Annotated in this window: 14 protein-coding genes and 1 riboswitch; of the genes, 7 read left to right on the top strand and 7 right to left on the bottom strand. The window is 73.0% G+C overall.

From position 1 onward, the window contains the following. Nucleotides 1–221 precede the first annotated feature (221 nt). Nucleotides 222–400, top strand: a riboswitch (cyclic di-AMP (ydaO/yuaA leader). Between the two features lie 7 nt (nt 401–407). After that, nucleotides 408–1436: a M23 family metallopeptidase gene (locus tag ABZ919_RS35835; RefSeq protein ID WP_361256587.1), complete on the top strand. Its 1029-nt coding sequence runs from the start codon at nt 408–410 to the stop codon at nt 1434–1436. A gap of 70 nt (nt 1437–1506) precedes the next feature. Next, a complete protein-coding gene (locus ABZ919_RS35830; protein ID WP_361256584.1) occupies nt 1507–2451 on the top strand; it encodes an aldo/keto reductase in 945 nt (314 codons plus the stop codon). Between the two features lie 81 nt (nt 2452–2532). On the opposite strand, the gene ABZ919_RS35825 is transcribed toward ABZ919_RS35830, so the two are convergent. The 4 genes from ABZ919_RS35825 to ABZ919_RS35810 all read right to left on the bottom strand — a co-directional run bounded on the left by ABZ919_RS35825 (nt 2533) and on the right by ABZ919_RS35810 (nt 7486). After that, nucleotides 2533–3852: a PrsW family intramembrane metalloprotease gene (locus ABZ919_RS35825; RefSeq protein ID WP_361256581.1), complete on the bottom strand. Its 1320-nt coding sequence runs from the start codon at nt 3850–3852 to the stop codon at nt 2533–2535. Nucleotides 3853–3894: 42 nt separating this feature from the next. Next, nucleotides 3895–4743 carry a tRNA (guanosine(46)-N7)-methyltransferase TrmB gene (trmB, locus tag ABZ919_RS35820; RefSeq protein WP_361256579.1) on the bottom strand — a complete coding sequence of 283 codons (849 nt, stop codon included), beginning with the start codon at nt 4741–4743 and terminating at the stop codon, nt 3895–3897. A gap of 28 nt (nt 4744–4771) precedes the next feature. After that, nucleotides 4772–5989 (bottom strand): L-2-hydroxyglutarate oxidase, encoded by a 1218-nt coding sequence (gene lhgO / locus ABZ919_RS35815; protein WP_361256576.1) that lies wholly within the window; start codon nt 5987–5989, stop codon nt 4772–4774. Between the two features lie 69 nt (nt 5990–6058). Next, nucleotides 6059–7486 carry an MFS transporter gene (locus ABZ919_RS35810; RefSeq protein WP_361256573.1) on the bottom strand — a complete coding sequence of 476 codons (1428 nt, stop codon included), beginning with the start codon at nt 7484–7486 and terminating at the stop codon, nt 6059–6061. Nucleotides 7487–8208: 722 nt separating this feature from the next. Here ABZ919_RS35810 and ABZ919_RS35805 point away from each other — a divergent pair. Both ABZ919_RS35805 and ABZ919_RS35800 read left to right on the top strand, forming a co-directional pair. After that, entirely contained in the window at nt 8209–10287 is a 2079-nt protein-coding gene (locus ABZ919_RS35805; protein ID WP_361256570.1) for an asparagine synthase-related protein, read from the top strand. A gap of 248 nt (nt 10288–10535) precedes the next feature. After that, nucleotides 10536–13883 (top strand): BTAD domain-containing putative transcriptional regulator, encoded by a 3348-nt coding sequence (locus ABZ919_RS35800; protein ID WP_361256567.1) that lies wholly within the window; start codon nt 10536–10538, stop codon nt 13881–13883. A 3-nt stretch (nt 13884–13886) separates the two neighbouring features. Here the strand turns inward: ABZ919_RS35800 and ABZ919_RS35795 are convergent, their stop codons facing one another. Then, nucleotides 13887–15800 (bottom strand): sigma-70 family RNA polymerase sigma factor, encoded by a 1914-nt coding sequence (locus tag ABZ919_RS35795; RefSeq protein ID WP_361256564.1) that lies wholly within the window; start codon nt 15798–15800, stop codon nt 13887–13889. A 249-nt stretch (nt 15801–16049) separates the two neighbouring features. After that, entirely contained in the window at nt 16050–16802 is a 753-nt protein-coding gene (locus ABZ919_RS35790; RefSeq protein ID WP_361256561.1) for a helix-turn-helix domain-containing protein, read from the bottom strand. Between the two features lie 375 nt (nt 16803–17177). Here ABZ919_RS35790 and ABZ919_RS35785 point away from each other — a divergent pair, with 375 nt between their 5' ends. Then, entirely contained in the window at nt 17178–18557 is a 1380-nt protein-coding gene (locus ABZ919_RS35785) for an NAD(P)/FAD-dependent oxidoreductase (RefSeq protein ID WP_361256558.1), read from the top strand. A 131-nt stretch (nt 18558–18688) separates the two neighbouring features. Next, complete coding sequence (locus ABZ919_RS35780; RefSeq protein WP_361256555.1) at nt 18689–20335, top strand: SpoIIE family protein phosphatase; 1647 nt, start codon at nt 18689–18691, stop codon at nt 20333–20335. A gap of 150 nt (nt 20336–20485) precedes the next feature. On the opposite strand, the gene ABZ919_RS35775 is transcribed toward ABZ919_RS35780, so the two are convergent. After that, nucleotides 20486–21775, bottom strand: a complete 1290-nt coding sequence (locus ABZ919_RS35775) for an MFS transporter (protein WP_361256553.1) — start codon at nt 21773–21775, stop codon at nt 20486–20488. Between the two features lie 110 nt (nt 21776–21885). Between ABZ919_RS35775 and ABZ919_RS35770 the strand changes: the two genes are divergently transcribed. Next, nucleotides 21886–22437 carry a MarR family transcriptional regulator gene (locus ABZ919_RS35770; RefSeq protein ID WP_361256550.1) on the top strand — a complete coding sequence of 184 codons (552 nt, stop codon included), beginning with the start codon at nt 21886–21888 and terminating at the stop codon, nt 22435–22437. Nucleotides 22438–22841 lie beyond the last annotated feature (404 nt).

The raw sequence follows: 22841 nt of genomic DNA, 5'->3' as shown, positions 1-22841 counted from the left end.
CGGTGACCGGACGTGCGCCGTCCGCATCACGACTGAGTCACCATCAAAAACAACGAGACTCCTGAACGGCGGTCAACTCGTCCGGTTTGCAGTACTCCTGGCCGTTAAGTTCCCAGGTGAAAGCGTTAATGATCAAGCCGAACGGCTTGGAAAGTGCCCAGTGGGTCTATTAACGTTCGATAACGCAGCGCGGTCGTCCCAGCCGTCACAAGAGACGGCTCCGTGCGCACGCGCCGAATCCCACAAGGGAGCCGGGGAACCACCAACCCTGGGGTGAATCACGCGGATGCCGCAGTGGACTCTGTGAACGCACCGAGTCCACGACCGGTATACGCGCGTAGGAGACCTTCCTGCTCCGAACCCGTCAGCTAACCCGGTAGGCGGAGGAAGGAAAGGAGCACGCCCGCGTGGCGTCCAACCCGCCTGCCCCACAAGCCCCGTTCGTTCCTGCGGGGGCCGAGCCCGAGACCTTCGGCTACGGCGCCTACCGCCCCGAGGAGGGCCCCTGGGAGGAGTGGAATCCCACCGAGGACTCCCTCTCCCCGGCCCGCGGACGGCACCGCGTCGCCAAGCAGCGCGGCGGCTTCGCGCGCAGCTCCACCGTCCTCGGCGTCGGCGTGATGGCCGCGGTCGGCGCGGGCGGCATGGCCAGCGCCAACACCGGCAAGCCCCCGGTCTCCATATCCCTGCCGGACCTGGACTCCGTCGAGCACATCTTCGGTGGCGGCTCCTCCGACGCTCCCAAGGCCACCAGTGCCGGGCTGAGCAGGGTCGGCGTGAGCACGGACAGCGCCGAGAGCGGCAATGCCGGCGAGGCCCTGCGCAACCGGATCATGGCCCAGGCCGAGCAGCAGCAGAACAAGGCCGACAGCAGAGCCACCGCCGCCGCGCTCGCCGCCGTCGAGAAGCAGACCGCCGACGCCGCGGCCAAGGCGGAGAAGGACGCCGCCGCCAAGGCCACCGCCGCCAAGGAGAAGGCGGAGGCCGACGCCAAGCAGGCCGCCGAGGCCAAGCGGCTGGCCGAGCTGGCCAAGCAGTACACGCTGCCGGTCGTCTCGTACACGATCACCGGCACCTTCGGCCAGCCGGGCGCGATGTGGTCCTCCGGCTACCACACCGGCCTCGACTTCGCCGCCCCCACCGGCACCCTCATCAAGGCCATCCACGGCGGCACGGTCACCCAGGCGGGCTGGGCCGGCGCCTACGGCTACCGCACGGTCCTCACCCTGGACGACGGCACCGAGCTGTGGTTCTGCCACCAGTCCTCGATCAACGTCTCCGTCGGCCAGAAGGTCTCCACGGGCGAGGTCATCGGCCGGGTCGGCGCCACCGGCAACGTCACCGGCCCGCACCTGCACCTGGAGGTCCACCCGAACGGCCAGGCCACGGCCATCGACCCGGCGCCGTGGCTGCGGGAGATGGGCCTCAACCCCTGACTCCGCTTTCCCGGCGATCCCGACGCCGGCGACGGAATGAGATCATCCTCCGCCGGCGTTGGCGTAAAGCATGACTTCTCTACGCAAAATCGGTTCCTCCGACCTCGAGGTCTTCCCGCTCTCCCTGGGCGGCAACGTCTTCGGCTGGACCGCCGACGAGGAGACCTCCTTCGCCGTCCTCGACGCCTACGCGGCCGCCGGCGGCAACTTCATCGACACCGCCGACTCCTACTCCGCCTGGGTCGAGGGCAACGAGGGCGGTGAGTCCGAGACGATCATCGGCAAGTGGGTCAAGGCCCGCGGCAACCGCGCCGACGTCGTCATCGCCACCAAGGTCAGCCAGCACCCCGAGTACCAGGGCCTGTCCGCCGCCAACATCAAGGCCGCCGCCGACGCCTCCCTGCGCCGCCTGGACACCGACCACATCGATCTCTACTACACCCACTTCGACAAGCCCGAGGTCCCGGTCGAGGAGATCATCGGCGCGCTGGACGAGCTGGTGAAGGCCGGCAAGGTCCGGCACATCGCCGCCTCCAACATCAGCCCCGAGCGCCTCAAGGCCTCCCTCGACTTCTCCGACCGAGAGGGCCTCGCCCGCTACGTCGCCCTCCAGCCCCACTACAACCTGGTCTCCCGCGACACCTACGAGGGCCCGCTGCAGGATCTGGCCGCCAAGGAGGGCCTGTCCGCCGTTCCCTACTTCTCCCTCGCCTCGGGCTTCCTGACCGGCAAGTACCGCCCCGGTACGACGGTCGACAGCGCCCGCGCCGGCGGAGCATCGAAGCACCTGGACTCCGAGCGCGGCCGGCAGGTCCTCACCGCTCTGGACGAGATCGCCGCCGCCCATGACGCCCCCGTCGCCACCGTCGCCCTCGCCTGGCTGGCCGCCCAGCCGACGGTCACGGCCCCCATCGCCTCGGCGCGCACGGTCGACCAGCTCCCGGCGCTGCTGGGCGTGGCCGACCTGAGGCTGACGGAGCGGGAAGTGGCCCGGCTGACGGAGGCATCGGTCTAGGGCACCGGCCCTCTCCCGGCGCAGGGCGTTCCGCCACGACGGCGCGATCGGGCCGTGCCGAACCCGGCACGGCCCGAACGGCTACGACCGATACGGGTTGTAGGCGGTATACGGAACCACCGGATACCCGTAGACCGGCCCCGGCCCCGGCGCCGCGGGCGTCGGTGCCCAGTACACCGGTGCCGGCATCGCCGCCCTCGCCGCGTATTCCAGGGCCGGCCGGGCCACGTCCCGCCGCTTCCACAGCTCGTCCAGCAGCTCCCGCTCCCGTACGACGAAGTCGGCCCCGGTCTTCCCCTTGCGCCCCCGGTACCGCAGGAAGGCCAGCGACGTGGCGTACGCCTCGTACTGCGCCACCGTCCGCGCCGCTGGCCGGCCTCCGTGGTGCCGGGCGTAGTCACGGGCCGTCCGCCGCGCCCGCATCGATCCGAGCGCCAAGGGCTCGGCCGGCCCCAGCCAGCCGGCCAGCGCATACGCCGGCAGCTCCTCCCGCACCGTGCGCAGCTCCCGCTGCCGTGTCCAGACCGCGAGCCAGGTCAGCAGCCCGAACACGGGCACCATGAACCCGCCGTAGACGGCGAAGAACCCGAACTCGCCGAAGGTGGAGGAGCTGTTCCAGAGGGCGTGCATGCTCATCGCGAGCAGCAGCCCGCACGGCGGCAGCAGCGCCCGCCGGACACGCTGCCGCTCCCCGGAGAGCGCGGCGACGCCGAAGCCGATGCCGGTGAGGGTGGTGAACAAGGGGTGCGCGAACGGGGACATCACGATGCGCACGAAGAAGGTGGCGGCGGTGACGGAGGCGATGCCGCTGCCGCCGCTGAGCTGGTCGGCGCCGAAGGCCGTACCCAGGTAGAGGATGTTCTCGGTGAACGCGAACCCGGTGGCGGTGATGCCGGCGATCACCACCCCGTCGACGATCCCGGTGAAGTCGCGTCTGCGGAACAGGAAGACGAGCAGTACGGCGGCGGCCTTGGCGGACTCCTCCACAATGGGCGCTATCACGGTGGCGCCCAGGGTGTCCGCACCGGCCGGATCGGCGGTGGCGGTGGCTATCCACTTGGTCGCGAAGCTGTTGGCGACGATGGCTATCAGTGCCGCCGCGCACGCCCCCCAGGCGAAGGCGAAGGCCAGGTTCCGCCACGGGCCCGGCTCCACCCGGTCCAGCCACCGGAAGGCGGCCAAGAGCCAGGGCACGGGCAGCACGGCCAGCCCGAGTCCGACGAGGAACCCCTCCGTACCGGTCTGGCTGCGCACGAGGGCCAGGATGACCAGGCCCGACAGCGCCAGCAGTGTGATCAGCGCCCCGTACCGCAGCCACTTCCGCTGCCACCAGTGCGGATGGCGCAGCACAAGGCCGTCGGGGCCCGGGGGGTACGTCGGAAACGGAGGACAGGTGGCCACGGCATCGACCCTAACGGTGGCGGGACGAGGGGCTGGAGCGGTTTATCGGTCCTGACGCGGTTCGCGTGCTCGGTCCTGGTGCGGTACGCGACGGAAGAGCAGATCGTTCACCACATGTCCCTTGTCCAGCCCCTGCCCCTCGAAACGGGTCAGCGGCCGGGACTGCGGACGCGGCGCGAAACCGCCGTCCGCCCGGGTGTTCTCGAAGTCGGGGTGCGCGGTGAGTACCTCGAGCATCTGTTCGGCGTACGGCTCCCAGTCGGTCGCGCAGTGCACGATCGCGCCGGGTCTCAGCCGGGTCGCGGCCAGCGTCAGGAACTCGGGCTGGATCAGCCGCCGCTTGTGGTGCCGCTTCTTGGGCCAGGGGTCCGGGAAGTACACCCGCAGCCCGTCGAGGGAGTCGGGGGAGAGCATCTCCCTGAGCAGGATGATCGCGTCCCCGTTGCCCACCCGGACGTTGGTCAGTCCTTTGCCGTCGGCGAGAGCCAGCAGATTGCCCTGGCCCGGAGTGTGCACGTCGACGGCGAGGATGTTGGTGTCCGGGTCGGCGGCGGCCATCTGCGCGGTGGCCTCTCCCATCCCGAAGCCGATCTCCAGCACGACCGGCCCGTCGTTCCCGAACAGCTCGCCCAGGTCGAGGATGCGCTGCCCGTCGATGTCGAGGCCCCACTTGGGCCACAGCCGCTGCAGCGCGTCCGCCTGCCCCGCGGTCACGCGGCTGCGCCGCGGCTGGAAGCTCCGGATCCGCCGCTCGAAGTGCGACCCGGCGGGATCGGCCTTGGGCCCGTCCGGAAACCTCGGCTCCCCCTTGGCCCGGGTGTGCCGGACGGGGATGCCGGGGGCGTGGGGGGCCGGCGAGGGGGCTTCGGGGGTGTTCAGCGACTCAGACACAGTGCTTCCGATTTTACGGGTACGGGCACTACGGCCGACCGAGCATGTCCAGCACCCGGCGCCCGACCTCCCTGCCGATCGGAAGCGAGGCGGTGGCGGCGGGCGAGGGCGCGTTCAGCACGTGCACCGCACGGGCCCCCTCCTTGATCAGGAAGTCGTCCACCAGCGTCCCGTCCCGCAGCACCGCCTGCGCCCGCACCCCGGCAGCCGCCCGGACCAGGTCGTCCGACTCCACCGCGGGCAGCAGTCTGCGCACGGCCTCCAGGAACGCCCCCTTCGACAGCGAGCGGTGCAGTTCCCCCGCGCCGTATCTCCAGTGCCGCCGGGCGATCGCCCAGGACCCCGGCCACGCCACCGTACCGGCCAGCTCGCGGGGTCGTACGACGCCCCAGCCGTACCCCTCCCGGGCCAGCGCCGGCACCGCGTTGGGTCCGATGTGCACGCCGCCGTCGATGCCCCGGGTCAGATGGACGCCGAGGAACGGGAACGCCGGATCCGGCACCGGGTACACCAGCCCGCGCACCAGTTCCGGCCGTGCCAGCTCGTAGTACTCCCCGCGGAAGGGCACGATGCGCACCTCGGGCTCGTCCCCGGTCAGCCGCGCCAGCTCGTCGCAGTACAGCCCGGCGCAGTTCACCAGCACGCGCGCGCGGACGACCTCCCCGCCCGAGGTGAGGACGGCCACGCCGCGCTCGGGCCGCCGGTCGACCCGGACGACCCGGGCGCCGTAGCGGATCTCGGCCCCCGATGCGTGGGCGAGCTGCCGGGCGACGCCCACAAAGTCGCACACCCCGGTGGTGCCGACGTGTATCGCGGCGAGACCGCGCACCTCCGGCTCGTACTCACCGATCTGCGCGGGGCCCAGCTCCCGCACCGGAATGCCGTTCTCACGGCCCCGCTGCACGAGTGCGTGCAGCCGGGGCAGCTCCTCCCGCTCCGTGGCGACGATCAACTTGCCGGTGACGGCGTGCGCGATGCCGTACTCGGCGCAGAACTTCACCATCTCGGCGGCACCCCGCACCGCGTACCGCGCCTTGAGCGAGCCGGGGCGGTAGTAGATCCCGCTGTGGATCACCCCGCTGTTGCGTCCCGTCTGGTGCCGGGCCGGCCCCGGCTCCTTCTCCAGCACGGTCACCCGGGTGCCGGGTGCGGCCCGCGTGATCGCATACGCCGTGGACAGCCCGACGATCCCGCCGCCGACCACGAGCACGTCACAGTCGTACGCACCGACCCGCACCTGCACCACCTCCGACCTCGATAGTGCACTGCGCCACTGACAACGCCTTCAAACGCCGGGAGTGTCCGGTGTCACAGCTCAGGCGGGGGCCATCATCAGCAGCGGCCGGGCCCGCTCCCTGAGCTCCACCACCCGCGGCTCGTCCCCGTACGGCTCCAGCCGGTGCAGCAGGTCCTTCACGTACTCCGTGGTCCGGGCCGAAGAGATCCGACCGGCCACCTCCACGGCCCGCACCCCCTGCTCGCAGGCGGCGTCGAGATTCCCGGACTCCAGCTCGGCGACGGCCGAGACCACCAGCCGCAGCCCGTGCGACCGCACGAACTCCTCCGTCGGCTTCGACAGCGCCTGCTCGGTGAACCGCCGCACCTGCCGGGGCGCCTTCAGATCGCGATAGCACTCGGCCGCATCCGCGGCAAACCGATCATAGCCATAAAAACCAAGCCAAGAAGGATCATTGTCCCCTTCCCTGGACCGCTCGAGCCATCCCTCGGCCGCCTTCAGTGCGGCACCCGCCGCCTGGGCGTCGCTCGCACGCGCGTGTGCCCGCGCCTCCACCAGCCGGAAGAAACTCATCGTCCGCGCGGTCGCCAGCCCCCGGTTCCGCTCCAGCGCGGCCTGCGCCAGATCGACCCCCTCGTCGCCGAAGCCGCGGTACGTCGCCTGCAGCGACATCGAGGCCAGCACATAGCCGCCCAGCGGCACGTCCGCCGCCGCGCGCGCGAGCCGCAGCGCCTGGATGTAGTACCGCTGCGCCGCCTCCTGCTGGCCGGTGTCGAAGGCCATCCACCCGGCGAGCCGGGTGAGTTCCGCGGTGGCCCCGAACAGTGCCCGGCCCACCTCGTCGGAGTACGAGCCGAGCAGCAGCGGCGCCGCCTCCACCCGCAGGCACTCCGGCACCATCGACGAACGCCAGTCCCCGCCGCCGTACTTGGAGTCCCACCGCCTGGCGTCCTCGGCGGCCTCCTGCAGCTTCTGCACATCGCTGTGGCCGACTTTGATCGGTGCGCCGGAGCCCTCCGCGGAGCCCGCCTCCCGCGCGACCGAGCTGTCGGCGGGGGTTATCAGCCATCGTGAGGCGGGCGTTGCGTATGCGCTCACTGCGAACGACCCCGCGAGCGACTGCCAGATGCCGCCGGAGCCGGCCCGGCGCCCGGCGAAGTCGAGACGGTACAGCTCCGTCGCCGACCTCACCGCCTGTCCTACGTCTCTGGGGAAGGCGAGGCCCACTTCGGGCGCGGGATCCGCGTCCGCCAGACCGATCTCGTGGAGCGGCACCGGGCGGCCGAGCTTCTGCCCGATGGCGGCCGCGATGAGGTGCGGCGCCGCACCCTGCGGCACCATCCCCTTCGACACCCAGCGCGCCACCGAGGTCTTGTCGTAGCGAAGAGTCAACCCGCGTTGCGCCCCAAGGTCGTTGACGCGCCTGGCGAGTCCTGCGTTGCTGATTCCCGCGAGGGCGAGAACGGCGCCGAGCTTTTCGTTCGGCCCGCGTTGCTCCCTGGACATGCGCCACCCCTCGACACAGACGGCTGCCGCGCGGGCATAACCACGCGGCATTCGTAAACCCAGCGTAGTTCGCCGCATCCCAAGCGTTAAGGGGCATTGTTCCGGTTGGCGGGATTGTGGTCCGTACGGAAGTGCGGTCCTGTACGCACTGTGCACGGTCTGTCGCCGCGTGCCCCCGCCCGTGTGGCCGTGCGCCCGTCCGTGCGCCTTTCTCCGGCCATCGGGGGAGCGGTTCCATGGGTCTTGCGTGGGTCGGCCCGCTGTACTGGATCCAGTGGGCTGGGGGACACCGCCACCTTCATCCCCGCGGGTGGCGGACCGGTCCGGGAGGCGATGCCCGCCTCCCGGACTGTGCGCGTGTCCGCGCCGCCGTGCGTCCGGCAGGCCTGTACGGAGCGTGCTCAACTCCGGGCCGTGTTCGCATGTTTGGCTGAAAATCGACCTCGCCCGTGAGGGTTGATTTCCGCTCCGACCATGCAACTTGAGGGCGCGAAGGGCGTCTTCAGGGAGCGCACAGGGGGCGCATTCGCGTCGTACTCATCGTGAACGCCCGATGACCGACCGGCTCGGTGCCTGTCGGCCTTCCTCGTCGGGCCGTAAGTTCCGTTCGCGTTTCCCTCGATCGAAGCCGGTGCCGCCGCCCCTCCACAACGCGCCCTTCGTGGCAGCATGGGGATCCGGTTCGTACGGTGCACTGTTGTCCACAGCCTGTGGAGGCGTCGATGCGGTGGTTGGTGGGTTGGAGCAGCACCGCCGCGGGCGTCGCCGGGTTCGGCTCCGCGGGCGCCACCGGCTACGACGGCGAGACCCTGCACCCCGTCGGCTCCCAACTCCTGTGGGGCGACCCGGATCCGCTGTGGGCCGTCGGCGACTGGCGCCCGGACGAGGTGCGCGTGGTGAAGGCCGACGCGGACAACCGCATCGCCGTCCTCGGCATCTGCGGCGCCTCCGACGAGGAGCTGCGCCGCGGCCTGTTCACCGCGCGCGGGGGCGCACTGCGCCATCTGACGGCCTGGCCGGGCAGCTACACGGCCGTCGTCAAGGTCGGCCGCCGCATCACCGTCTGCGGCGATCTCGCCGGCGCACGCCCGGTGTTCCACACCCCCTGGGCCGGCGGAACCGCCTACGCCACCGCCGCACTGCCGCTCGCCGACCTCATCGAGGCCAACCTCGACTTCGGCCACCTGGCCGCCCTGCTCGCCGCCCCGGACGTCCCGGCCGCGCTGCGCGACACCACCCCGTACGAGGGCGTACGGCGTGTACCGCCGGGGCACGCCCTGGTGCTGCGCGCCGGGGTGCGTGAGATCGCCGGGTACGAGCCGGTGGCCTCCCTCGCCGTGGCCGCGGCCCCGGCCGATCCCGACCGCGCCGTGGACGCCGTCCGGGACGCCCTGGTGGAGGCGGTGCGCGTGCGGTTGTCGGCGCCCCGGCACGTGCCCGACCTCGACCCCGGCCCGGTGCCCGGCATGGGGCCGGCCGAGCGGCGGGCCCGGCGCGGGATGCCCGTGCCCGGCATCGGCGCCGACCTCTCCGGCGGTCCCGCCTCCGGCACCCTCGCGCTGCTGGCCGCCGGGCTGCCCGGCAGACCCGGCACCCTCCTCGGCCACGGCACCGGGGCGGGCGAGCGGCTCGTCGCCGTCACCTTCAACGATCTGACCGTCGGCGGCCGCGAGGCCGAACTGGAACGCGCCGGCGCCCTCGCCGCCAACCCCCGGCTGCACCACGTGGTGGTCACCGGCGCCGAGGAGACCCTGCCGTACGCAGAACTCGACGGCCCCCTCACCGACGAACCCGGACCCTCGCTGGTCACCGCCGCCCGGCACCGCGCGCGGCTCGCCGCGGGCAGCGCCGACCACTTCACCGGCCACGGCGCCCGACAGGTCCTGGACGCCCATCCCGCGCGCCTCGCCGACCTCCTCATGGACCGCAAACGGCGCCACCTGGTCCGTCCGGTCGCCGCGCTGGCCAAGGCCGACGGCTCGGTGATGGTCCCCGCGCGCGTGTACGGCGCGGCCCGCCGGCTCGCCCGCACGCCCTACCGGAACGGACTGGAAGTGCTGGCCGAGCGGCTGATGCGGCGCGGCTTCGACGAACCCGAGGGAGCGGTCGGCGCCTCCCTCGCCGCACTGAGCTGGGCCAGACCCGGGCCGGCGGCCCGCTGGCTGACGGGGGAGGCGCTGGCCGAAGTATCGGTTCTGCTTCAGGCGGAGGCCGACCGCTCCGCCGCCGGTCCCGGCCAGCGCCCCGGCGACTATCGCGCGCGTGCCGCCCTCGCCCGTCACGCCGCCGACCTGCGCGTCCTGGAACAGGCCGCGGAGATCCGCTCCCAGCGCCTGCACGCGCCGTTCCTCGACAACCAGGTCGTCCGTGCCTGCCGCGCCCTCCCCGAGGCCCTGCGCGTCCAGCCCGGCGCCCGCGCCGCCATCCTCCGTACGGTCCTGGAAGGCGCCGGCGTCACCGACCTCCCGCCCGGCTGGGGTGCCCCCTCCCACGCCTCCTCGGCGGCGGCCGCACGCACGGGCCTGCGCGTGGCGTCCGGCCCCCTCCAGGACCTGTTCGCCACCCCCCTCCTCGCCGACGCCGGCCTGGTGGAGGCCCGCGTCATCCGCAAGGGCCTCCGCGACGCCGCCACCGGCGACCCGCTCCCCCTGGACGGCCTCGCCGACCTCGTCTCCCTGGAACTCTGGCTCCGCCGCCTCCTCTCCCGCCGCGGAACCTGCTGGACGGGAACACCGGCACGCGCGCGTGCGGTGCCCTCCGGGATCCAGCCGCGTCGGGGAGCCTTGGCCTCCGGCGCATGAGGGGGCTGTGAAGGAGGCCGCCCCGCCGTGCGGCTCCGCGGGCCCGTCGCCACGCCGTTCGGCTCTGCGGGCCCGTCATGGCCGGTCGCGCGGTGTCCCGCGCCCCCCGGGGAGCTGCAGCCGGGCCCCGCCGGCAGGTTCCGTGACCGCGGGCAGCCGTGCCGCCGGGGCAGTACCAGGGCAACGATCGAGGCGCGGCCGACGAAACCCCCGTGCCCCGCCCCGGGCCTCCCGGCGACAATGACCAGGTGCGGTACGGAATCCTGGGCGTGACCCAAGCAGCGGACGACCGGGGCACCCCCGTACCCATCGGCGGCCGGCGCCTGCGCGCACTGCTCACCGCCCTGGCCCTGCGCCCCTCCCGGACCGCCACCCCCGACACCCTGATCGACGAGGTCTGGGGGGACGACCCGCCCCACGACGCCCCCGCCGCCCTCCAGGCCCTGGTCGGCCGCCTCCGCCGCACCCTCGGCCGGCACACCGTCGCCTCCACGCCCGGCGGCTACCGCCTGGAGGCAGCCGAGGACGACGTGGACCTGTACGTCTTCGAGGGCCTCGTCCACACCGGCACCAAGGCGCTCACCGCAGGCGACCCGGCCACCGCCCACCGCGCCCTCACCGAGGCCCTGGCCCTGTGGCACGGCCCCGCCCTCGCCGACCTCCCCGACCGCACCGCGGCCACCCGCCCCGAGGCCCTGCGGCTGGAGGCGACCCGGGCCCGGGCCGCCGCCGCCCTCGACCTCGGCCGTGCCCCGGACGTCGTACCGGAGCTGACCGAACTCACCGCGGCCCACCGGCTCGACGAGCCGCTGCACGCCCTCCTCATCCGCGCCCTGCGCGACGCGGGCCGCCCCGCCGACGCCCTCGCCGCGTACGAGTCCGTCCGCCGCACCCTCTCCGACACCCTCGGCGCCGACCCGGGTCCGGAACTGCGCGCCCTGCACGCGTCGTTGCTCCACCAGGAGGAACCGGCGCAGCCGAAGGCGCGGCGCGCGCCCGCTCGACCCCCCGAGCGCACCGGCAACATCCGCCCCCGCCTGACGTCGTTCGTCGGGCGGGAACCGGAGCTCGAAGCCATTCGTTCCGATGTGCACAGGGCCCGCCTGGTCACGCTCACCGGACCGGGCGGCTCGGGGAAGACCCGTCTCGCCGAGGAGGCCGCCGCAGGGCTTTTGCAGGCGTGGCTGGTCGAGCTGGCCCCGCTCGACCGTCCGGAGGCGGTGCCCGGCGCGGTGGTCAGCGCGCTCGGTCTGCGCGAGACCGTGCTGCTGACCAACGAGCTGGCGCCCCCGCAGGCCGACCCCGTCGCCCTGCTGATCGAGTACTGCGCCGCGCGCAGCCACCTCCTGGTCCTTGACAACTGCGAACATGTCATCGGCGCCGCCGCCGCCCTCGCCGAGACCCTCCTCACCCACTGCCCGGGGCTCACGATCCTCGCGACCAGCCGCGAACCCCTGGGCGTCCCCGGTGAGTCGGTGCGCCCGGTCGAGCCCCTGGTCCCGGAGCAGGCGCACCGCCTGTTCGCCGAGCGCGCGAAGGCCGTCCGTCCCGACGCCGACGCGGTGCTCGTCGACACCCAGGCCGTCGCGGAGATCTGCCGCCGTCTGGACGGGCTGCCGCTCGCCATCGAGCTGGCCGCAGCCCGGCTCAGGCTGCTGACCCCGCGGCAGATCGCCGACCGGCTCGACGACCGCTTCCGCCTGCTCACCTCCGGAAGCCGCACGGTCCTGCCGCGCCAGCAGACCCTGCGCGCGGTCGTCGACTGGTCCTGGGACCTGCTGGACGAGCACGAGCGCACGGTGCTGCGCGAGGTGTCGGTGTTCGCCGGCGGCTGGGACCTCGCGGCGGCCGAGGCCGTGTGCACCGGCCCGGCGGCCGACCTGATCGGCGCCCTCGTGGACAAGTCCCTCGTCGTGGCCGCACCCTGCAGTCCCGACGGCTCCGGCGGCATGCGCTACCGATTGCTGGAGACCATCCACGAGTACGCCACCGAGCGCGCGGCCGAGGTCCCGGGACTGCGCGCCGCGGCCGAGCGACGGCACCGCGCGTGGGTACGGGCGCTGGTCGAGGAGGCCGAGCCGCGCCTGCGGTCGGCGGACCAACTGCCGTGGATCTCTCGCCTGGAGACCGAACTCGACAACGTCCGGGCGGCGCTGGACCGTTCCGTGAGCGCCGGTGACGAGGCGGAGGCGGGCGCGATCGTGCTGGCCATCGGCTGGTTCTGGTGGCTGCGCAACCACCGCCGGGAGGCGGTGTCCTGGGTCCGGCTGGTGCTGCGCCTGGGCGTGGCCCTGGACGCCCTCGCGCCCTCCGGCCCCCCCGAACCTTCCGGCACCCTCGCGCGCCCCCTCGAGCCCTCCGCCGGCGACGACCTGGTGGTCCTCGTGGAGTCGGCCGACCCGGTCGGCGCCCTGCTCGCCGTGCCCGACGGAGAGGCCGGGCATCCGCTGCGGGAACTGCGGATGGACCTGCGGATGCTCGACCTGTTCCTGACCTCCGAGTCGAGCAGCGAGCACCTCGCGGCCGACCCGCGCGCCCCGGAGTACCTCGCGCGTGTCCGTGCCGCCTTCGAGTGCGGCGGTCCCCAGGCCGCCCGGCTCCCGGGCATCGTCTGGCCGCTGACCTCCTACTACCTGGGCGGCCCCTCGGACCTCGGCCCGGACATGGGCAGGGCCGTCGCCAACTGCCGCGCCCACGGCGGCGACTGGGAGACCGGCGTCTCGCTCATGTACCGCACGCACGTGATCGTCGACTCCCCGGGCAACCTGCGCGGCGTGGACGAGGACCTGGCCGAGCTGCGGACGCTCAGCCGGCGCGTCGGGGACCGCTGGATGCGGGCACAGGTGTGCAGCGCCGCCGGTGAGGCCGCCATGGCCCGCGGCAGGTTCGCCGAGGCGCGCGGTGAGTACGAGGAGGCGTTGCGGCTGGCCTACGAGGTGGGGGCCTACGCCGAGTCGCCGTTCCTGATGGCCCGGCTCGCCGAGATCGCCTACCGCTCCGGCGACCCGGGGGCCGCCCTCGCCGCCCTGGACGAGGCGGGAGTGGCCGCCGACCGGTACGCGGTGCCGGAATCACGGGCCTTCGTGCTGCTGATGCGCGCCCACATCGCCCTGCACGACGGGCAGACCGCCCGTGCCCGCGAGCTGTGCGAGGCGACCCGCGCGGTGACCGGCGGCGGCACCCCGCCACCGCAGTTCGTGGCGGGCCTGCGCACCGTCGAGGCGCTCCTCGCCGCCGACGCGTCGGGTCCCGCGCACGGCCTGCCGATCATCGCGGAGGCCCTGCGGGAGGCCGTGGCACAGCGGTGCTCCGAGGCGATCACGGCGGTGCTGGTGGACACGGCTGCCGGTCTGCGGGCCCGGTGCGGCGATCTGGCGGGTGCCGTCCGGCTGTTCGCCGCCGCGGACCACTGGCGTGACGGCAATCCGCGTCCCGAGCCGGAGTGCAGCGAGGCCGCCCGGGTCCAGGCCGAGGCCCGCACGGTCCTGTCGTCCGAGCAATTCGCGGCCGAGCGGGCCCGGGGCGCGTTGTTCGGCGCGGCCGAGGTGCTGCGGGACCTGGCCGGCGCGCGGGCGCCCGCGGAGCACGGCCGGTGACGGCTACCGGCAGGTGAACCGGGCCCTGGCCCAGTCCGCGAGCGCCGCCTCGTCGAAGACGTTGCTGTGCGGCCGCACGACGAGCCGTACGGTCCGCCGTCCGGTGAGGTCCACATGGACGGGCACGGCCCGGTCGTGGCCGTCGACCGTCCCGGACCGCCACAGCCGCACCTCGTCGGCGTACACGGAGAAGGTCACCTTGCCGAGGCCGAACGTCAGGTCGTCCACCCCGGCCAGTGCGTCGTAGGAGGTGCACTGCCGGTTGAGGGAGATGGTGACGGACGACTCGCCGTGCACGGTCGCCCCGCGCGCGTACTGCCTGCCGTCGATCGACATGCCGTAGCGCTGCCACACCCAGCTGCTCCCGGCGATCCGGATCTCGGGCCGGGTGCCGTCGCCGTCGACGTCGTAGGTGAGGTCGCTCAGTTCGTAGACGGTGGGCGCGGGCGGCGGCGTGGGCGTCGGGGTGGGCGTCGGGGTCGGTCTGGGTTCGGGCGTGGGGGTCGGGGCGGGGGTCGGAGTAGGAGTCGGTTCGGGCCGGGGAGCCGGCGTGGGCGTGGGTTTCGGGGCCGGCGCCGGCGCGGGCGCCGGCCGGGGCGCGAGCACCACCGGTTGCGGCGAGGGCTTCTTCCGTGTCGGGGCCGGCTCGGGCGCAGGGGGCTGGACGACGGGCGCCGACGGCGACGGCTCGGCGACCTCCTTCGCGGGTGGATGGCCGTGGTTCACGAGAGCCAGCGCCACCGCGGCGGCGGCCACCGCGACCACACCGGCCGCGATCCCCGCCTTCACCGGCGCCCCGAGTCCCTCGGAGACCGCGGCCCCACCCGCGCCGCCGGCCCCGCCGGACGACCCGGTGGCCGCTGCGGCACCCGCCGCCCCGGCCCCGGCGCTGCCGGCGACGATCGCGGCGGCCTTGGCGTACCCGGCGGCCCCGAACCAGCCGATGACCGCGACCGGGACGACACCGGGGATGCCGCCGGCGACCTCCTCGATCTGCGCGGCCGCCAGCCGGCACTTGGCGCATTCCTCCAGGTGCTTGCGCAGGCCCCGTTCGGCGCGGATGCGCAGTTTGCGGCGGGCGAAGGTGCCGAGCTGGTCGGCGTAGCGGGCGCACTCCCCGTCACCGGCCAGGGAGGCGCTGACATGGGCCTGCAGGTACGCCTGCTTCAGTCCCTCGCGGGCGCGGCTCGCCAGCACGCGCGTGCCGTTGGCGTCCAGCCCGAACAGCACGGCCACCTCGCTCGGGGACTCGTCCTCCACCTCGGTGTGCCACAGCACGGCCTGCCAGCGCTGGGGCAGCGAGCGGAAGGCCCGCATGGCCATGGACTGCTCGGCCTCGTGCATCGCCCGCACATCGGCGCCGAGCTCCGGGCCGGCTCCGAAGGAGCCCATGGATGCGGTCCCGTCGGACACCTCGGAGGCGCTCGAGGCCTGCTGGGCGAAGACGGCGAAGTCGTCGACGAGCTGCTCGCGCCGGGCGGACCTGGTCCAGTGCGCGGCGACGCGCCGCAGCGAGGTCAGCAGATAGGCCCGCACGGCGTGCTCGGGCCCCGACCCGCCGCGCACCGCCTGCAGCATCCGGGCGAAGACCTCGGCGGTGAGGTCTTCGGCGGTGTGCCCGTCCCGGCAGCAGGTGCGCGCATACCGCCGTACGGCATCCGCATGCCGCCGGTAGAGCTCCTCGTACGCGGAGTCGTCGCCGCCGCGCATCCGCCCGATCAGCTCGCCGTCGTCGGGTGACGCCTCCCGGGGCGGTGGCAGCACGCTGCGGCCGCGCTGGGCCGGCACGCTCGCGTCGCCCCGCGCGCCGGGGGAAGCCGGACGCCCGCCCTGTTTCGGCACCTGGGGCGGGGTCGGACCGGCGGCCTCCGCGCCCGCGTCGTCCCCGCGTGACTCGTCCCACCCGTCAACGCCCATCGCGGAAAGCCCCCGGCACCGGCCCAGCCCAACCCGTCACCGGCTCAGCGTGCCACACCGTCCTTCGGCCGAGGCCCGCAAGTTCACGGCATCCACTCGTCCGAGGGCTGTGGTCATCACCGGCCCACGGCCACTACCCGGACGAGTGAGCCGTACCCCACGGGGTGCGGGGGACGGCACGAACAGTCACCTACGACCCGCAGGCCCCACGACTGCGCACGCCGCCCACCGAACCGGCTCCCGGCCCCCCTACGCGGGCCGGGACCGCAGTCCCTCCAGCAAGATGTCCAGCAGCCGGGCGGACGCCGCCGCCTGCTGCGCGGCATCGGGCAGGGACGGCGCCGCCGTGGCGATCACCAGCAGCACATCCCCGACGGACACGTCCGCCCGCAGCTCACCAGCCGCCCGGGCCCGCTCCACCAGCTGCCCGACCACCTCCAGCAAGGCCCCGACGCCACTGTCGTCGCCGGCCCCGGCGGCCTCTCCCGGCACCAGCCGCAGCTCACCGGCCCCCGGCTGCACCCGCTGCTGAGGCACCCGCGCCTCCTCGACGGATCCGGCCGGATCGGCGGAGCCGGCCAGCACCTGCGGCGGCAGCAACCGCCCCGCCCCCGACGCCACGGACGTCCGCAGGAACCGGGACAGTGCCGACCACGGCTCGTCCTCCTGGCCGAGCGCGGCCCGCGCCTGCTCGGTCAGCCGCGCGGTCTCCTCCTCGGCTATCCGCCGGACCAGTACGTCCTTGCTGGGAAAGCGCCGGTACACCGTGCCGACACCCACCCGCGCCCGCCGTGCTACGTCCTCCATCGGCGCGCCGTACCCCAGCTCGCCGAAGACCTCACGCGCCGCACGCAGCACGTGCTCCAGATTGCGCTGTGCGTCCACCCGCAGCGGTGTCGCACGCGGCCCGTCCGCGCGCCCGTTGCCCACCGCCGGGCTCACCGCCCCGCCGGCCGAGGCGATGGCGGCTGCAGATGACCAATGCGTGTCCTGAACATGCATGTGTTCCCCCGGTAAATGACGTCTCCCCCCGGAGACTCCCCGTCAGAATCCGGAGTGCCTGGAACTGACGCCGGTCTCGACCGGGTCCGCCCGTCGCGGCACCCGTTCGACCACATTCCCTACACCCCGTCGACACACGAACATAGTTGAGAGGAAGTCAATTCAGAAGGGGCAGGTTCCGCACAGTGCGCCCCCCGATCGGAGTACGGGTCTGGTACATCCTGTTTCTCCGTCTTCGTTCCCCATCGCCCGCCCTCGCTGACCTGCCCCCTTTCGTCCCGTCCCGACGGCGCGCCCGGTCCCGCGCACACCAGGCCGCCGGTCACACAAATTGCCGGGGCTGTGGACAAACAACTGCGCCGGGTGCGTCATGGGATGGTGAAGGAACGTGCGCGCATTCTGGTTGTCGGCGGTGGCTACGTCGGGATGTACACGGCACTGCGTCTCCAGCGGAAGCTGAAGGGCGAGCTCAGGCGGGGCGAGGTCGACATCACCGTCGTCACTCCCGACCCCTACATGACGTATCAGCCGTTCCTTCCCGAAGCGGCCGCGGGTTCGATCTCCCCTCGCCATGTCGTCGTACCGCTGCGTCGTGTCCTGGACCGGTGCCATGTCGTCATCGGGGAGGTGACGTCCGTCGACCACGCCGTGCGCACCGCCGCCGTCAGCACGCTCGCCACCGCGGAGGAGGGCAGGCCGGCCGAACTCCTCGGCTACGACGAACTGGTGCTCGCCCCCGGCTCGATCTCCCGCACGCTGCCCGTCCCCGGCCTCGCCGAGCACGGCATCGGCTTCAAGACCGTCGAAGAGGCCATCGGCCTGCGCAACCACGTCATCGAGCAGATGGACATCGCCTCCTCCACCCGCGACCCCGCGATCCGTGACGCCGCCCTCACCTTCGTCTTCGTCGGCGGCGGCTACGCGGGCGTGGAGGCACTCGCCGAGCTGGAGGACATGGCCCGCTACACCGCCCGCTATTACCACAACGTGCGCCCCGAGGACCTGAAGTGGATCCTCGTGGAGGCCTCGGACCGGATCCTGCCCGAGGTCGGCGCGGAGATGGGCCGCTACACCGTCACCCAGCTGCGCCGCCGCAACATCCAGGTGCGGCTCAATACCCGCCTGGACTCCTGCGCCGACCGCGTCGCCGTGCTCAGCGACGGCCAGCGCTTCCCGACCCGCACGGTCGTGTGGACCGCCGGCGTCAAAGCGCACCCCCTGCTCGCCGCCACCGACCTGCCGCTGACCGAGCGCGGCCGGCTCAAGTGCACCGCCCAGCTGACGGTCGACGGCACCGAACACGCCTGGGGAGCCGGTGACGCGGCGGCCGTACCGGACGTCACCGCCGCCGAACCCGGCACGGAGACCGCCCCCAACGCCCAGCACGCCGTCCGGCAGGCCAGGGTCCTCGCCGACAACATCGCCCACGCGCTGCGCGGCGAGCCGCTGGAGACGTACGCCCACGCGTACGTCGGCTCGGTCGCCTCCCTCGGGCTGCACAAAGGCGTCGCCCAGGTCTACGGGCGCAAGCTGAAGGGCTACCCTGCCTGGTTCATGCACCGCGTCTACCACCTCAGCAGGGTGCCCACCTTCAACCGAAAGGCCCGTGTGCTGGCGGAATGGACCCTGGCCGGGCTCTTCAAACGGGAGATCGTCTCGCTCGGTTCGCTCGAACACCCGCGAGCGGAGTTCGAACTCGCTGCCGGTGGAAAGCCTCCTCACAGCCCCTCGGACGACCCGAAGGGGTCGTCCTGACCGGACCCAGGAACTCCCCAGCACGCCCAGGCGTCTGACGGATGTCGCCGCGGCGCGCACCCTGCCAGACTGCCCCACGTCCTCGGACGGGCCACCCGCCCGCCCTCAGCACCCACGAGGCTTCTTCCCAAGTGAACTTCACGCGCTGGAGCGCCCGGCTCCCCGGAACGCAGCGCCGCGCCGCCGCGCGGACCGAGACCCCGGTCTCCCCGGACCGGCGGGGGGAAGGCTCCGTGCCCGCGGCCCGCGCCGAACAGCCGGCCGGCGACACACCCCCGGTGCCCGCCGTCGACGAACTGCCCGCGCGCGACGTCCTCGACCGCGTCCCGGCCCTCGTCGCCCTGGTGCACGGCCCCGACCACCGCATCGCCTACGTCAACGACGCCTACGAGGCGGCCTTCGGCGTACGGCCGATGGGCGCACCCGCGCGGGAGGTGCTCCCCGAACTCGCCGAGCTGGGCCTGCTCCCGCTGCTCGACCAGGTGCTGCGCAGCGGCAAGCCCCGCAATCTGAAGTCCCGCAAGGCCGTCGACGGCCGCTCGTACACCTTCACCTGCACGCCGGTCGCCGAGGACGGCGCCCGCGACGGCGGCGTCCTCGTCTTCGCCACCGACGTCACCGACCACGCCGAGGCCGCCGAACGCCTGCGCGCCAGCGAGCGCCGCCAGCGCGAGACCGCCGTGACCCTCCAGCGCTCGCTCCTGCCGCAGGAGCTCGAACAGCCCGACGACCTGCGCATCGCCGCCACCTACCACCCCGGTGGCACGGAGGCGGCGGTCGGCGGCGACTGGTACGACGTGATCACCCTCGGCGGCGGCCGCACGGCCCTCGTCATCGGCGACGTCATGGGGCGCGGCGTGCGCGCCGCCGCGGTGATGGGCCAGCTCCGCACGGCCGTCCGCGCCTACGCCCGCCTCGACCTGCCCCCGCACGAGGTGCTCCAGCTCCTCGACGGCCTCGCCACCGAGATCGACGCCAACCAGATCGCCACCTGCGTCTACGCCGTACACGACCCCAATGAGGGCCGGCTGGTGTACGCCTCCGCAGGGCACCTTCCGATCCTGGTCCGCGACGAGAACGGCACGGTCACCCGCGCGGACGAGCCCACCGGGCCGCCGCTCGGCACCGGCGGCTGGATCCACGCGTCCGGCTCCATCGCGCTGGGCCCCGGCTCCACGGCGGTCCTCTACACGGACGGCCTGGTCGAGCGCCGCAACGAGGACCTGGACGAGGGGATCGCCTCCCTGGCGCGCGCCCTGGCCGGCGCGACCGGCACCCCCCAGGTCGTCTGCGACCGCCTGGTCCGCTCGGCCGGCGTCACCGCCGACCACGACGACGACGTGGCCGTCCTCGTCCTCCAGCACCCCGCCCGTACGGGCCCCGACGGCGAGCTGTTCCGCAACGCGGCGCTGGAACTCCTCGGCGGCGTCGAAGCGGCTCCTCGCGCCCGTGCCTTCGCCTCCGGCGTGCTGACGAGCTGGCGCTTCCCGGTCGAGCTGCACGATCTCGGCGTGCTCGCCACGAGCGAGTTGGTCGCCAACTCCCTCCAGCACGGCACCCCGCCCATGCGGCTGCGCCTCCGCCGCACCGACCGCCGCCTGATCATCGAGGTCACCGACGGCGACGACCACCTTCCCCGGCGCCGCCGCGCCGAACCCAGCGACGAGTCAGGACGGGGCATCGCGATCGTGGCGACCATCGCGTCCCACTGGGGCTGCCGCAGGACGCCGGGCGGCGGCAAGGCGGTGTGGTGCGAGTTCCTGCTGCCGAAGGGCTAGTGCCGTGCCGGGCGTCGCGAGCCGGTGAAGCTTTCCGGTCGCAGCACCAGGCGCCGCGGGGAGTGCGGCCCGCCGCCGGGTGCGGTGTCGCCGTGGCCGCTCGCGCACCTCCCCGCGGCCCGTCTGCTTCCCCGTGGCCCGTCGGGGCACCTACGCCTCCGCGGACACCGGCTCCGCGGGCGCGCCACCTCGGGCCACCACCCGGGTCCCGCGAGCCGGCCAAGGCCGGTCCTGCGCCGGGGTGAGCCGCCTACCGAGCCGCAGCGCCAGCACCGTGATGCCCAGCGAGAACAACAGGAACGTCACGATGTACGGCGCGTGCAGCGAGGCCCCCAGCGGGCCGCCCACCGCCGGACCGACGGCCAGCGCCAGCTGCTTGACCAGCGCGAACGCCGAGTTGTACTGCCCGGCCATGCCTTCCGGCGCAAGATCAGCGACGAGCGGCGCGACCGTCGGCGACAGCATCGCCTCGCCCAGCCCGAACAGCGCGTACGTCGACACGAACGCGGCCGTCGCCATCTCCTGGCTGCCGTGCCCCAGCCCCGCGTAGCCGGCGGCCAGCCAGGCCCCGGCCCAGATCAGACCGACACCGGCGATGACCCGGGACCGCCGGCTGCGCTCCACCAGCCTCAGCACGGCGAACTGGGCGACCACGATCATCAGCGTGTTGGCGGCCAGAGCTGTTCCGAGCGCGGAGGTGGATATCCCGGCCGCCTCCACGCCGTAGGCGCTCAGCCCCGACTCGAACTGGCCGTAGCAGGCGAAGAACAGCACGAAGCCCAGCACACACAGCTGCACCATCGCCCGGTTCGCGAGCAGCCGCTTCCAGCTGCCCTTCGCCGACTTTGCGGGCGCGCCCTCGACGCGGAGCGCATGCGGCATCCGCACGGTCGCCATCAACGCGACCAGCAGCAGGAAGATCGCCGCCTCGATCGCGAACAGCAGCGTGAACGAGGACACGTGCGTGGTGTCGACGAGGTGGCCGCCGATGAGGCCGCCCACACCGAGCCCCAGGTTCTGCAGGAAGAACTGCATCGCGAAGGCCCGCGACCGGGTGTCGGCGGTCGAGCAGTCCACGATCATGGTCGCCAGCGCCGGCTGCATCACGGCCTGCCCGGCACCGAGCGCCGCGGCAGACAGCAGTACGGCGGCGGCGCTGCCCGCGAGGCCCAGGCAGAGCGCACCGAGAGCGGCGGTGACCAGGGCGGCGAGCAGGACCGGCAGTGGGCCGCGCCGCACGATCGCCCGGCCGGCGAACGGCAGCACGATCAGCGCGGCTATGGCGAAGACAGCGAGCACGAGTCCCGCCGTCATGGCCCCGAGGCCTCGCACCTGCGCCACGTAGACGTACAGGTACGGGACCGTGAAACCGAGCCCGAACGCGCTGAGTGCGTTGCCCACGTGGATCCGGCGCATCGCTGCGCCCATCGCCCTGGTCACGTTCACCTCTCTCACTAGTTAGGAGTGAAGACTTCAAAGCTAAAGTTCGAAGCTAAAGAGTACACACCGAAGGACTTCAAGGCAAAGGCACCGCGTGCGATACTGCGGCCATGGCCGACACCGCCCCCGACGTCACAGAGCCGACGCTCGAAGAGCAGATCGCCGCCTACCAGCGGGAGTTCCGGGACCTCGACCCCCAGGTCGAGAAGATCGTGTCGGCGCTGTCCCGGCTCAACCGCCGCATGAACGTCGCCTACGGCCGCCAGACCGCCGACCTCGGCATCAGCAGCGCCGAGTGGGAGGTCCTCAAGGCACTGGTCCTCTCGGGCGCCCCCTATCGCATGGGCCCCAGCGACCTAGCCAAGCGACTCGGCCTCACCCCGGCCGCGATGACCCACCGGATCGACCGCATGGTCTCCGAAGGACTGGTCACCCGGGAAAGGGACGAGTCCAACCGTGTACGGGTCATCGTGGAGCTGACCGCAGAGGGACGAGAGAAGTGGCTGGAGGCGATGCGCCTGGCGACCGTCTTCGAGGAGGACCTGCTCCAGGACCTCACGCCGGCGGAGCGCGCGGTGCTCGGCGAGGTCCTGACCAGGCTCTTGCGCAGGGTCGAACACGCTCAGCCGGACGCCGGCGGCCGCCTCAGCGACCTCGACTGAGACCGCTGTAAAAGATCTTGACAGCGGGTGTTGACACGCCCCTACGGGACCCGTAAAGTTCTTCGGGTTGCCACGGAACCGTAACGGTTCTTCGGCAGCATCCGCCGCCCCGAGCGGCACCCCTCACACCTTCAGCACGATCTCCCGGACGGGTTGATTTCGGCGCGCCCGAATTCAATTCGAATGGAAGCCGCGCCCCGATTGGGAATCGCCGAGCGGATCCGCTAAGGTTTGAGACGTCGGAACGGCCCAAGGGCCGGGAAGACAAACCCCCCTGACTGGGAGTCAGACGCCGAAAGGATCTGATAGAGTCGGAACCGCCGGAAAGGGAAACGCGAGAGCGAGAACCTGGAAAGCACCGAGGAAATCGGATCGAAAAGATCTGATAGAGTCGGAAACACCGA

This window comes from Streptomyces sp. NPDC046759 (assembly GCF_040645475.1).
Lineage (GTDB): Bacteria > Actinomycetota > Actinomycetes > Streptomycetales > Streptomycetaceae > Streptomyces.
This window is presented reverse-complemented; position numbering and strand designations above follow the sequence as displayed.

What these genes read in the sequence shown, in the direction of transcription:
- ABZ919_RS35830 (WP_361256584.1), top strand. Translation starts at nt 1,507, where the DNA reads ATGACTTCTCTACGCAAAATCGGTTCCTCCGACCTCGAGGTCTTCCCG.
- ABZ919_RS35810 (WP_361256573.1), bottom strand. Translation starts at nt 7,486, where the DNA reads ATGTCCAGGGAGCAACGCGGGCCGAACGAAAAGCTCGGCGCCGTTCTC.
- ABZ919_RS35805 (WP_361256570.1), top strand. Translation starts at nt 8,209, where the DNA reads ATGCGGTGGTTGGTGGGTTGGAGCAGCACCGCCGCGGGCGTCGCCGGG.
- ABZ919_RS35795 (WP_361256564.1), bottom strand. Translation starts at nt 15,800, where the DNA reads ATGGGCGTTGACGGGTGGGACGAGTCACGCGGGGACGACGCGGGCGCG.
- ABZ919_RS35790 (WP_361256561.1), bottom strand. Translation starts at nt 16,802, where the DNA reads ATGCATGTTCAGGACACGCATTGGTCATCTGCAGCCGCCATCGCCTCG.
- ABZ919_RS35785 (WP_361256558.1), top strand. Translation starts at nt 17,178, where the DNA reads ATGGTGAAGGAACGTGCGCGCATTCTGGTTGTCGGCGGTGGCTACGTC.
- ABZ919_RS35770 (WP_361256550.1), top strand. Translation starts at nt 21,886, where the DNA reads ATGGCCGACACCGCCCCCGACGTCACAGAGCCGACGCTCGAAGAGCAG.